10 protein-coding genes are annotated in these 12,737 nt (G+C 72.0%); 1 reads left to right on the plus strand and 9 read right to left on the minus strand.

Annotated features, from left to right (window positions below; genetic code table 11):
* Positions 1–26: 26 nt before the first annotated feature.
* The 9 genes from ACFQUZ_RS11650 to add all read right to left on the minus strand — a co-directional run bounded on the left by ACFQUZ_RS11650 (position 27) and on the right by add (position 11,377).
* Positions 27–506 (minus strand): UDP-N-acetylglucosamine--LPS N-acetylglucosamine transferase, encoded by a 480-nt coding sequence (locus ACFQUZ_RS11650; protein ID WP_377441116.1) that lies wholly within the window; start codon positions 504–506, stop codon positions 27–29.
* 249 nt (positions 507–755) lie between these two features.
* Positions 756–1,994: a hypothetical protein gene (locus ACFQUZ_RS11655; protein ID WP_377441117.1), complete on the minus strand. Its 1,239-nt coding sequence runs from the start codon at positions 1,992–1,994 to the stop codon at positions 756–758.
* Positions 1,991–2,884 (minus strand): sulfotransferase domain-containing protein, encoded by an 894-nt coding sequence (locus ACFQUZ_RS11660; protein ID WP_377441119.1) that lies wholly within the window; start codon positions 2,882–2,884, stop codon positions 1,991–1,993. Before ACFQUZ_RS11660 ends, ACFQUZ_RS11655 begins: the two co-directional genes overlap by 4 nt.
* Before the next feature lie 20 nt (positions 2,885–2,904).
* On the minus strand, positions 2,905–4,431 hold the full coding sequence (locus tag ACFQUZ_RS11665) for a lipopolysaccharide biosynthesis protein (protein WP_377441121.1): 1,527 nt from the start codon (positions 4,429–4,431) through the stop codon (positions 2,905–2,907).
* Positions 4,428–5,732, minus strand: coding sequence for an O-antigen ligase family protein (locus tag ACFQUZ_RS11670; protein WP_377441123.1), 1,305 nt, complete (start codon positions 5,730–5,732; stop codon positions 4,428–4,430). The genes ACFQUZ_RS11665 and ACFQUZ_RS11670 overlap by 4 nt, the downstream gene beginning before the upstream one ends.
* A 92-nt stretch (positions 5,733–5,824) precedes the next feature.
* Complete coding sequence (locus ACFQUZ_RS11675; protein ID WP_377441125.1) at positions 5,825–7,360, minus strand: lipopolysaccharide biosynthesis protein; 1,536 nt, start codon at positions 7,358–7,360, stop codon at positions 5,825–5,827.
* On the minus strand, positions 7,353–7,880 hold the full coding sequence (locus ACFQUZ_RS11680; RefSeq protein ID WP_377441144.1) for an acyltransferase: 528 nt from the start codon (positions 7,878–7,880) through the stop codon (positions 7,353–7,355). The genes ACFQUZ_RS11675 and ACFQUZ_RS11680 overlap by 8 nt, the downstream gene beginning before the upstream one ends.
* Before the next feature lie 89 nt (positions 7,881–7,969).
* Entirely contained in the window at positions 7,970–9,931 is a 1,962-nt protein-coding gene (locus ACFQUZ_RS11685) for a WD40 repeat domain-containing protein (RefSeq protein WP_377441127.1), read from the minus strand.
* A gap of 441 nt (positions 9,932–10,372) precedes the next feature.
* Positions 10,373–11,377, minus strand: coding sequence for an adenosine deaminase (add, locus tag ACFQUZ_RS11690; protein ID WP_377441129.1), 1,005 nt, complete (start codon positions 11,375–11,377; stop codon positions 10,373–10,375).
* 164 nt (positions 11,378–11,541) lie between these two features.
* Here add and ACFQUZ_RS11695 point away from each other — a divergent pair, with 164 nt between their 5' ends.
* Entirely contained in the window at positions 11,542–12,369 is an 828-nt protein-coding gene (locus ACFQUZ_RS11695) for a C1 family peptidase (protein WP_377441132.1), read from the plus strand.
* The last annotated feature ends 368 nt before the right edge of the window (positions 12,370–12,737 follow it).

Raw genomic sequence — 12,737 nt, forward strand, 5'->3', positions numbered from 1 at the left:
GGCGGCACCCGTCGGCGTCGGCACGCTCACAGCAGGTGCCCCACGACGGTCGCGCCCGGGTACAGCCGGCGTTGCTCCTCGGACTGCACCAGCATCGCCGACAGGAAAGGCCGGCACAGCCGGGCGGTGAGGGTGCGGGTGTCGATCCGGTCCGACACCTCGATATACACGGTCGGAATGCGACGGAGCCGGGCCAGCGCGACGAACGGGACGGCGACGCCGGCGCCCGTGGTCACCACCGCGGCGAAACGCCGTTGTCGGAACAATCGGAGCGCCAGCACCGCGTTGCGGGCCAGGTTCCACAGATTGCGCGTGGTCGGGTGGTGGGCCCAGACCACCTCCTCGTCGCGCAGCAACGAGCAGGCGTCGGGTGTGTCGAAGGTGACCCAGCACCGGCCCCAGTCCCGGTACCACGATCGCAGGGCCAGAAGCTGGGCCAGATGGCCACCGCTCGAGCCGACCAGCAGCAGGTCGGCGTCTCTCGGAATCCGGGAAAACTGTGCCACTCGTCCCCCTTGGCGCGACAAATACCATATCGAAACCGGCCTTCTTCACAGGCACGGCGGGGTCGACGGTCCACTGCGGACCGCCTCATGCAGAATCGCGGACGACCGGCGGTTCGCGGGTCGGTCAATGAGCGGGTTTCTCGTATCCATTTCTTCGTACTCCGAACAAAAGATCCTCTCGGGCATCGCGGAAATCGCGGACCGGTCGCCGTAACCGGGATCCGCGACGCCGGCACATTCGGGAATGGATCACGAAAGCCGGCTGTCGAGCAGGTCGAGCAGCCCGGGATGGAGTGCCGGATTCCACCCGGCGCCGCCCACGGCCAACCGCCAGGTTCGCAACCACATCTCGATCAGGTAGGCGTCCACCACCGCCGTACCCACCGCCGGGTCCAGGCCGAGTTCCGCACCGTACCGCCGAACCGCCGTCTCGGCCGCCCGCGCCGCACGGTCCACCGGCCGGCCCGCCACCACGAGCGCCTCCTGGAACGCCTGATGGACCAGGTCGAAGCCGAGCGGTACGCCGGTCCCCGCGTGTTCCCAGTCCCAGGCCACCAGCCGATCCCCGAGCTGTCCCAGGTTCCACGGCACCCAGTCGCCGTGCCAGCAGCCGAACTCCATCGGCATCCGCCCGCACCGGTCGACAAGCGCCGTCACCGCCCGGGCGCACCGTCCGTGGTCCACCGCGGCGGCCCGAGCGGCGGCGGCCGCGAACCGGCGATGCAACGGCGATCCGGCCAGCGGTCGGACCACAGCCTCGGCGGCGTCGCCCCGCGACACCGCCCGGATCGCCGCGAGCCGCGGACTCCGCGGGTCGGCCAGCCGACGCACGTCGGGCGGCAACGGTGCGATCACCGCCACCTGCTGACCACCCCACTCGGTCGTCGTCAACAGGCGGGGCACCAGGGGGTACGCGGGATCGACCGGCGCCGTGGGCAGCCGGGTGAGGGTGGCGCCCTCCGCACGCACCAGGTCACGGGTGGCGCCGTTCCAGCCGATCTTCGCGTACCCGCGCGGACGTCCCCCGTCGTCGAAGAGCTGCAGGGTCGGCTTGCGGTTGGGGTCCGGCGGCCGGACCCCGATCGCCGCGTGCAGGCGTTCACCGCCCAGCGCCGCCGTCAGCCGGTGCGTCAACAACACCTCGGTCGGATCCACGCCCGCCGGCACGGCAATGCTCAACATCGGAAACGGGGCCAGCCGGGCCGCGCCGAGCCGGGCCGCCGCCCCCACCGCGGCGCGGGCCAGCCGGACCGGTGTCGGCCGCAGCGCGTTGTAGGCCAGCAGGGCAGCGGCGGCCACCGGCCGGCCCGCCAGCGGCAGCAGGAACCGGGCCCGCCGAACCGAGGGGACGACGGCGAACCGCATAGCCGCCTCCTCGATGGGGCCGATCCCCACCCGCAGCCGAGCGTCCGCGAACACCGCCCGGGTCACCCAACCGAGCCCGTCCGCCCGGTCCCGCGGGTCCGGTGCGGCTACCGGCGCCGTCACGACGACCAGTCGAAGCGCATGCCGAGCCGCTCGCGCAGGGCCGCGTTGTGCGGGCGGAAGTACGCTTCGAGATCCGCGCGGACCGTCGGATCCATCGGCGCCGAGCGGCGGTCGTTGAACACCTCGTACCGGCCCAGGTTGTGCGGGGGCAGGCCGAGGAACTCCAGCACGCCGGCATAGCAGCGGGCCGGCTCGCGGTACAGCGACTCACTCGGCAGGATGTGTACCCGCGCGCGGTCGAACAGATCCAGCCACGGCTCGAGATGTTCCAGGTACCGCCCCCGGGCCCGGTAGGTGTACCAGTCGTAGGCGTTGCTGACATAGCTCGGATCGGCGATCAGCCGGTCCCGTTCGCCGGCGGTCCGCTCCGGCTCGGCGGCCAGCGCCGCCGCGAAACCGAGCGGTTCGGTGCCCTCCGTGCGCCGCTCCTTCCAGTGCGAATAGGCCCGCTCCACCGGATCCCTCAGCAGGACGATCAGCCGTACGTCCGGCATCAGGTCGTGCACCCGGCGCGGCGCCAGCGGGTGGAACATGTACAGCGGAGCCGCCTCGCCGGCGCGGGGTGGGGCGCCGTAGCGTCGGCGCAGGGCCGCCCGGCGCCGGTCGGTCGGGAAGTGCGACCGGTACCACCGCTCACCGCGGTGCCAGTTCTCCTCGAAATAGTGCGACGTCTTGGTGTTCCAGGCCGGCCACAGCCGGGGGACCAGCGGATGCCGGATCAGGTAGTTCCACAGTGATGTGGTGCCGCCGCGCTTGGTGCCGATGATCAGGAAGTCCGGTAGCGGCCGGCGGTCGCTGGTCCGCTCGCCGTACCGCACGAGCACGTCCTTTAGCTGATCCCGCACTCCGGCCGGCGCCGCCCGGTTCACCCGGTCCCGCAACGTGGTCATGGTCCTCCCCATCGGTTTCGTCATCCGTCCTGACGTAGCTCGCGCACCGTGCGGCGCAGCCACCGCCGCACGCGGCGCCGACCGAGCGCCGCCACCGCACCCATCGCGAACAGGCCCAGGGCCACTGCCAGGCCCGCCGTTCCCCGGCCGCCCCCGGCCGGACCACCCGCCACGGCGACCGCCACCGCCGCCACCGCACCGACCACCAGCAGAGCGCCACCCGCCGCCCGCAGCGCCGGTCCGCTGAGCACCGAGCGGCGCAGGGCGCGGGACGCCGCGACCGCCGCGACGGCGTTCTCGGTCACGATGCCGGCGGCCCAGCCGCACGCGGCGCCGGTCACCCCGTACGCCGGAATCAGGACCGAACCGAGCAGCAGCGTGGTGGCCAACCCGAGGGCGGTGGCGAGCAGGTGCCGGCCACTGTGGCCGGACATCAACAGCAACGTCTGCACGTTGCCGAGGCCCACGTTGACAAGCATCGCGGCGGCCAGCACCGCGAGCGCCGGGCCACCCGCGTCGAACTCCGGTCCGAACAGCGCGAGGAACGCCGGCGCGAAGATGCCCAACAGCAGGTAGACCGGCCAGGACAGCAGCACCACCCACACCGTCGTCTGCCGGTGCACGGTCAGCGCCTCGGCGGTCCGGCCCGCACCCAGCAACCGGGCCAGCTGGGGTGCCACCGCCACCCGCAGCCCCTGCATGGCCAGTTGGCCAGCGAGCACGTAGCGCCCGACTCCGCCGAAGACACCGGCGTCCGCCTGGCTGGCCAGCGCGGCGGTCAACAGCACGCCGAACCACATGCCGCCGGTGTCGATCGCGGCCGACAGCGCCCGCGGCAGGGCGAATCCCCAGAACGGCCGCCAGTCGGCGACCGTCGGCCGCACCGAGGCGCCCGCGCCGACCCCCAAGGGTCCGCGGACCAGCATCGCGCAGGCGAGCATCGCGACCACGATCGGCAGCACCCAGGCCAGCAGACCGGCGACCAGGCCACCGCCGAGCAGCGCCACCGCGGCCACCAGGACCGGCCGGCTGATCGGCAGCAACAGGAACTGGATGCCGACGTACGCCCCGATGGTCCGGCTGGCCCGCACCGCGGACAGCAGCACCGTCATGGCGACCGTCGGCGGCACGGCGGCGAAGGCGACCGCCAGCAGCAGCGGTCCCTGCCGACCGGCCGCGTCGAGCAGTCCCGGTGCCAGCCGGTCGGCCGCCAGCACCCCGACGACTGCCACCGCGCAGGCCGACACGACCGGCGGCAGCAGGGCCACCGGGAGCAGGCGGGCGGCGTCCCCACCGGCGCCCAGCCGGCGGCGGGCGATCGCCCAGATGAGACCGGTGTCGGCGCCGAGGCAGCAGACCGCGGCCGCCACCGTGAGCACGCCGATCGCGGCGAACAGGCCACCGGCCCCGGCGGCGCCGAAACCGCGGGTGATAACCACGGCGAGCAGGAAGCCGAACAGTCCACTGACCGCGGCCCCGATCAGACCGAGCGCGCCGCTGCGGGCGCTGCGGCGCACCTCGATGCCGGCGACCGGCGCGGCGGTCACCGCCCCGCTCCCGACACCGAGGTCACCGCGCCGGTCGGGGAACTGGCGGCGGCCGCGGTCCCTGTGCGGCGGGCCGACGCCCACCGGCCTCCCGCCGGCAGGTGCGCCTCCCGGCGTACCGGACCGTCGACGGCGGCCAGGGCCAGACCCACGGCGAAGAACGCGGCGGAGAGGTTGTGGAAGTTCAGTCCGTAGAACGGCAGTTGCACCAGCCCGATGACCGGCACGACGGCCAGCCACTGGCCGGCCGCCGACCGAGCCCGGGCCAGTCGGGCGGCCACCACGACGAACCAGGCGACGAAACAGCACAGCGCGGGGATACCGTGGCTGAACATGACAAGCCAGAACTGGCCCTGGGTGCCGACCGGCGCGTTGGCCGAGGTGGTGTCGACGGTCACCGGCGCTCCGTAACCGAGCAGCGGAGAGTCGACGATGGAGCGCAGCACCTCGCGGTAGAGACTGGCCCGGTCCACCGTTGTGTCGCTGGTGCTGGTGCGCTGTTCGATCAGCTCGCCGACCGGGATGAGCAGGGTGGCCAGCCAACCCAGGACGGCCACCGCCAGCACAGTGCCGACCACCCGTACCTGCCCCCGGCGGATCGCGCGGCCGGCCAGCACCAGCAGGCCGGCGCCCAGGCTGAGGAACATGCCGCGATTGAGGGTGAGGAACGCGGGCGGCAGGGACAGCGGCAGCGAGACCATCAGCACCAACCGCAGCGGACCGGTCCGCACCGACAGCAGGTAGCCGAGGACGCACGGCACCAGCAAGGCGTACGTGCTGCCCCAGTTGTTGGTGTACGGGTACGGCGCGGACGGCCGGTAGGTCGGATTCAGCGCGCGAGGACTGTACTCCGAGGCGTGCAGGTGCACCATGTCGTTGATGAACGGTGCCTGGGTGATGCCAGCCGGCAGCAGCGATTCGGTGGGTGTGGTCAGCGACAACTGGGGCAGCACCACGCCCACCCAGCCGAGCAGGACCAGGGCCAACCAGAACAGGCACAGCGGCCGGAGTATGCGGCGCCAGGGCGTGAGTTCACGGGCCGCGGTGTAGACGTACACGGCGACGACAAGCGCGGTGATGTGGAAGGCCAGCCGCAGGGCCAGGCTCAGTCCGGCGGAGGAGCGGCCGAGTTGGCTGGCGCTGAGCACCGCCAGGGCGAGGAATACCAACCACCACGGCGTACCGGACGGCAGCACGACCCGGCCCCGACGAATCAGGTACGCCAGCAGCAGCGCGCCGAACAGCGGCCACACCAGGTAGAAGGCGCCGAGCGCCCACCAGAGTGGGACCAGACCGAACATCACGGCAAGCGGCCACACCGGCAATCGGGGCGGGTCGGGCCGGACCGCGGGCGGTGGATCGGCCCGACGGACGGGCGGCGGTGGATCGACCATCAGCGGCGGCCGGTGAGAAAGACGAAACCGAGCGTTCGGGCACCGGTGAGCCGGAGTCGTTCGGTGAGCCGGTGCAGTTCCCGGGTGCGGGTGCGGTCCCGGGCCACCACCAGCACCGCCGTCGCGTCCCGGGCCGCCCGGACTCCGCGTTCGTCGGACTCGGCCGGGGGCGCGTCGACCAGGACCAGCGTCGGCGCGCCCGGCCGGGTCGCCGCCCGGTCGGTCCGCTCCGCCGGATCGGACCCGGCCTCCTCCAGCAGCAGACGCGCCGCCGTTGTCAACGCTTCCCGATCGTCCGGAGGCGCCGGACGCGGACCGGGCGCCGGACGTGCACCGGGCGCGGGACGCGGGACCGGTGCCGACCCGCGCGGCCGGCCCGCCGACTCGTCGAACGACCGGGTGTCGCGGCCCGCCGAGGCGACCGGAACGCCGTTCGACGCGGAGTTGAGCCGCTCGTCCGCGTGCACCACCCGGATCCCGTAGCCCTGGTCGACGAGCGCCGCGGCCAGGCCGGTAAGCAGCCGGTCCCGACCCTCGCCGGCCCGGCTCGACAAGAGCACGGCGGGACGGGCACTCCGGTCGAGCTGCTCGGCCAGGACGAGGGCGGCGTACCGCAGATCGGTGTCCGGGCGGTCGTCCGCCCGGCGTGGGCGGCGCACCACGGCGAGCGCGGCCCGGCCGACGATCTCCTCGGCTTCGTGGATCGACCGGATTCGCCGGTCCACCGACTCGTGCGCGTAGCTGGCGATGGCGCCGGCCAGCAGACCACCGAGCAGGCCCACCATGAGGTAGATCGGCGCGGAGTCGTCACTCGACGACCTGGGTTGGTCGGCGATCTGCGTGATGGCGCCAGGTGTGGTGTCCACCGCGGCGACCGCGGCGCGCTCCTGGTTGAGCTGCGCCAGCTCCTCGTTGAGGGCCCGCAGCTGCTCCACCGCGGCGGTCACGCCAGGCGGCGTCGAGCCGGTGCGGGGGGCGCTGCCGGGCAGGCTCCCGCGCACCGCCGCCTGCCGGTCGGTGACCTGCTTGATGGCGGCGTCGTACGCGGCCAGCCGCGCGGCGCGTTGCTTCTCGTACAGTCCGCCGCGCACCTCCAGATAGGTCCGGGCGGCCGTGTTCACCCCGTCCACCGCCTCGGTGGCGCTCCGGCCGGTGTAGAGGAACCGCAGCACCTGGCTGCCGACCGGCAGCTCCACCTGCAGACCGGCGCGCGCGACGGCAGGCGTTCGGCCGGTCGTCGCGGCGACGGCGTTGATCACTTCGGTCCCGGTGGCCAGGCCGTTCTCGACGTTCATGTTGACCGTCCGGTCGGCGCCCGGCCCGGGGTAGCTGAACGGGTCGGCGACCACCGGTCGGACCGCCACCACCGCGACAGCCTCGTGGCTGGCCGGCACCACCCACAGCCAGGCGAACCCGGCGAGCAGCCCGATCACCGCTGTGACCAGCACCGTCGGCCAACGACGCAGGGGGATACGGACCAGGTCGCTGAGCGTCACGGCACGTCGCCCAACCGTCACGTCGGTCGTGTCAATCATCAAACCTCTTGACTATCTGTTGCGGATTTCCGATCACCACCACCCGCGGTGGCACGTCGGTACGAACCACGGTCGCCGCCCCCACGACGCTGTCCCGGCCGACCCGTACTCCCTTCATCACCAGGGCGCCCCCGCCGACCCACACGTTCTCCTCCAGGACGATCGGAGCGCGGGTGCTCGGCGACGGAGGGTCGTGCCGGCGGGCGGGATCCAGGTTGTGGAAGGTGCTGTCCACCAGTTCGCAGTTCGAGAGCAGGCACCGGTCCCCGACGGTCACCGTCGTCCAGCACCCGATCCAGGTGGCGTTGAGCAGGCAGTCCGCGCCGATCACCACCTCGCCGGGGCCGGCGAAGCGGACCAGCTTGTTGATCCGGGTGCGGTCACCGATGGTTACCCGGACCCCGCGGCGCAGCCGGATGCGACCGCGGATCCGGACGTCGCGGCCCAGCGTCAGGCGCGGATAGCGGACCCGGTACCAGGTCCGCCGGACGGTCAGGAGCAGCCGGGCGGCGGCGCGCAGCGGGAGGCTGGTCGGCAGGTCGCCGGGTCGGGCACCGGCCGGTCGAGGGTGGGCACCCTCGACCGGCCGGTCGGCGACGTGTCGCGTCGTCACTGGTTGCTGAAGAAGAGCGTGGGACTCGACCAGGTCAGCTCCGGTGTCGCGGCGGCGAGCAGCACAGCCGACGCGCCGTCGACGGCCACCGGGGCGGCGGGATCGAACGGCGCCGCGCGCAACGCGCCGTCCGTGCCGCCGAACAGCACCGACCCGTCGGCGTACGCGAGGCCGCGCACCGTGGACCAGGTGACGCCGGTGGTCGGCAGGGTGAACTCGCTCGCCCCGACGATGTAGCCGTCCGGCTCGAAGTACCGGTAGAACAACGTGTTGCTGCCCGGCTTGGTGTAGTACATCCGTCCGCTGAGGTAGAACGCGCCGGTGAGCGTGGACGGGTTGTACCAGTCGTTGTAGCCGATGTACCAGGGCGCCCCCACGGTGCTGCCGGTGAAGAACGAGATCCCCAGCTGGCTGCCGCTGGCCCAGTACAGCTTGTCGGACACCCGCATGGTCACCCCGGTGGAGGTCAGATTGGGCTGGCTGGTCACGGTTGCCGCGCCCAGGGTTCCGCCGGCGAACGGCACCTTCGTCAGTTGGTTCGGGCCGGTGCCCAGGTAGAGGTAGCCCGGGGTGGCCTTCGCCGCGTCCAACGCGGGTACGGTGCGCCCGCCGGCCATCGGGAACATTCCGAGCCGACCGTGGTACTCGCCGCCCATCCCGTCGGAGTTGTGGCCGAAGTAGACGCCGGTGCTGCCGCGCCACAACACGGGCACCGTCGACCCCCATGCCGTGTAGCCGGCAGGGGCGCCGCTGCGCCGGGGGTTCCAGTTCAACGGCATGCCGTTGCTCGGGTCGGCGGCCGCGATGCCGAGTCGGTCCACCGCGCCAGGCCCGTCCCGGTCGCTCGCGTTCGGGTTGTTCAGCCAGCGGAAGTGTCCGCCGAGGTAGATCACATTATCGGTCACCTCGACCGACGTGATCGAGTCGTTCCCCGTCCAGTCGATCCAGGTGGCGTCGAGGTTGCTGCCCCGGGTGGCGGTCTCGTACCGCACCAGCGCGTCGCAGTACGCCGTCGGCCAGCCACCGCCGCCGTTGCTGACGATGACGAAGTAGCTGCCGTCGTCGGAGAACTCGACCTCCTGGGCGTAGTGCACGAACGTGTTCGGCGAGGCGCACGGCGGGACGTACCGGTGTGTGCTCCAGTCCGCCACGGTCGGCGTCCCGGCCAGATCCACCAGCCCCACCTGGTTCCGGCCCAGGCCGTTCAGCAGGGTGAAGTTGCCGCCCACCACAAGCGTGCCGCCGTCGGCCGAGACGTCGAGCGTCCAGACGTACGAGGATGTGTTGTGTCTGCCGACGGTGGCGTTGATGACGAACGCCGGGTCCAGCTCGCCGGTCGTGGCGTTGAGCCGGGCCAGCCCGTTGCGCTGCACCCCGTTGAGCCAGTTGAAGGCGCCCCCGACGTACAACTGGTTGCCGTGCACCTTCAACGCGCGGACGTTGCCGCCGTCGGACCGCCCCTCCCAGGAGTCCACGATGGCGCCGGTCACCGGGTCCAGTTCGACGAGGTTACGCCGGCTGACCCCGTTCACGGTGTTGAACGCCCCACCGACGATCAGTTTCCCGTCTGGGCTGGTCGCCAGGGCGTTCACGGCCCCGTTCAGTGCCGGCGCGAAGGCGCGCAGGGCGCCGGTGTCCCGGTCGTAGGCGAACAGGTAGTTCCGGGTCACCAGGGTGGCGTCGGCGGCGGTTCGGACCTGGGTGAACGTCCCTCCGACATAGACGGTGTCGCCGATCTCGGCGAATGCCCGCGCCTCGCCGTTGCGGGCGTGTGGCGTGATGTTCGACGGGTTCGTGGAGGCCAGGGTGCCGACCTCGGGCGGCGGCACCAGGACGGCCCCGGCTGGCGCCGCCAGCAGGATGGCGAAGATCGAAAGCGACGGCACCAGGACCGCCGCCCTCCGTACACCTCGGACACGCCGCACACGGGACGTCACACCGCACCTCCAAGCGAACATGATTCGCGTAGCTTCCCGTGACCGAATGCTTACCGGAATCGGACGTTCGGCGGACCGTCGAGGTCGGAATGACGACATCGAACAGACTGTGCGGGCGGTCAGCGACCGTGGAGGGCGCCGGCTGCGGCACCGTCAGCCGGTACAGACCACGGCCGAAGGTCGCCGCCACCAGCCGGTCGTTCGTGCCGTCGTACTCGATGTCGTCCACCGGGACCAGCGGCAGTCCCCGGCCGACCCCGCTCGGTACCCGGACAGCGTGACGTACACCCGACCGGCGAACCGGGGGTCCACCACCACCCGGGTCACCCACGGCTGCCCGGAAAGCAGCAATGTCCAGGTCGTCCCCAGGTCACGGGGTAACCCACACCCGGCCGTCGTCTGGACGTGGCGCGGCCGGTCCGGGCTTGTCCGGTCGGCGTGGCGCGGCCGGTCCGGGCCGGACTACTGACCGGCTGACCGACCGGTCAGCCAGTCGTCGATGCCGGCGCGCAGCCGTCGCTTGTCGACGGTCGGGGCGAAGCTGGCCTCAGTCCCGGCGCGGGCCAATTCGGCGAGTGCCTCGTCGGACCAGCCGAGCCCGGTGCGCAGGTGCGTGTACTCCGCACTGAGCGTGGTGCCGATCATGGCCGGGATGTCCGTGTTCAGGGTGACCAGCAGGCCCGCCTCGACGAGCCGCGGCAGCGGATGGGTCCCCCGTGAGGCGGCGAACCCGAGCGCCACATTGGACGACGGGCACACCTCCAGTGGAATGCGCTGGTCGCGCAGCCACGCCATCAGGTCCGGGTCGTCGACGGCCCGGATGCCGTGCCCGATCCGCTCGGCGCCACCGGCCGCAACCGCCCGGCGGATGCTGTCGGCTCCGGCGGCCTCGCCCGCGTGGTGGACGATCCGCAGCCCACGGTCCCGGGCCGCGGCGAACACCTCGACGAACGGGTCCACCGGGTACGCCTCGTCGCCCGCCAGCCCGACGGCCACCACACCCCGGTCGGCGTACCGGACGGCCAGGTCCAGGGTCCGCCAGGCGCGTTCCACCGACCGGCGGCGGGAGTGGTCGAGGATGACCCGGCAGGTGATGTCGTGGGCCGCCTGCCCTTCGGCGAGACCGGCCAGGACGGCGGCGAGTGGCATCTCCAGGTCCCCCAGCCGCTCGCCGTGCGCGGCGGCGGTGAAGGAGACCTCGACGTACCGCACTCCGTCGGCGGCCTGGTCCGCGCAGAACTCGGCGGCGATCCGGCGGAAGTCCTCGGGTCGGCGCAGGCAGCGCCGGACCAGGTCGTTCTGCTGGAAGAAGTCCGCGAAGTCGGTGAAGGCGTAACCGCCGTCCGACAGGTGCGCGGGCAGGTCGACGCCATTGTCGGCACCGATCTCCGCGAGTGTCGACAAGCGCACCGCACTCTCCAGATGAACGTGCAGATGAGGCTTGGGCAACGTGATCACGTCTCGCATGGCCCGACCAACCTAACGGCCATCCGACCCTGGTCGCCAGGCAATTCCTCGGCACCCGTACGGGGCACAAGTCGCTTAACAGACTGCGTCCGTGCCCGTTCCGGGCGCAAGGTGAGGCTGACCCGTGTCGCGGGCGCGGCGCGGGCGGCCGGAGGGAGGCCGTCATGGAAGAGGGTAGGCGGTTGGCGGTCGACCCGCCGCGACGCAGTGCCGGTGGGGTGGCCGATCGACGGTTACTCGGGCGGATCTACCGCCCGGATCCGCGGGACTGGAGCCTGAGTCGGCTCCTGGAGATCGCCGAGCCGCCGGACTCGATCCGGCAGAGCACCATCGAGCAGGTCCTTGCGGAGACGACGTACTTCACTGACTGGCGCTCCTACCTGGTCTTCTGGCGCTGGCTGAAAAAGCAGCAGGAGCCGGCACCGCCGGCGCCCACGGATCGTGCTCCCGCCTGGGAACTGCCGATCCAATTGGACCAGGGGGACACCGGGCATTGCGTCGGGTTCGGCTGGGCCGGCTGGGTGGACGCCACCCCGGTCCCCGGGACGTACCAGAACGCGGACGCGCACGCGCTCTACTACGAGTGCAAGATCATTGACGGTGAACCAGGGGAGGAGAACGGTTCGACGGTCCGCTCCGGTGCCCTGGCCCTGCGGAACCGTGGCCGGGTCGCCGCCTTCGGATTCGCCGACAACCTCACCGAAATCGACGAATGGATCAACGCGCAGGGAACCGTCGTGGTGGGCACGGAATGGACGCAGGACATGTTCACGCCGGATGGCGACGGATACGTCAAGCCGACCGGGAGCGTGCAGGGCGGCCACTGCTACCTCATGCTCGATCGGCTGGACGCCGAGGACGCCTACCTCTTCCAGAACTCGTGGGGCGACAACTGGGGACAGAGCGGACGATTCAAGATCAAGTCCCGGGATTTCGAGGGACTGCTGGCCAGCCAGGGCGAGGCCTGTTGCGCCGCCGAACTGCCGCACTGACCCGGTGACCCCCGTTACCCGCTCCGCCGAACTTGATCAACGCTTTGTCGGTGATGTTGGGGGGTTGGAGCGCGTCGGATAGCCCTGTTTCGCCGACATCGAGATGATCGAGCGCATGGTGGGCCGGGGCGCGATCGGCGACCGTCCGGTTGTCGGTTGCGTGGGTGGTTTGACCGTGACCGGGGGCACGCTGGGGGTGGAATGCGGGCGGGCGCCGGTTGGTTACATCCCCCGTACGGCCAGGTAGCAGCGCGCTCGGCGGGCGGATGAGCCCGGGGCGTGGGCCGGCCCCCGAGGGAATCGCCTGGGGGTCGAGGTCGTTACACCGGGTCCGGCGCCGTGGTGGGTTCACCCCCCGGGACCGGCCG

Origin of the sequence: Plantactinospora sp. GCM10030261 (assembly GCF_042666615.1) — a bacterium.
Taxonomy (GTDB): domain Bacteria; phylum Actinomycetota; class Actinomycetes; order Mycobacteriales; family Micromonosporaceae; genus KBS50.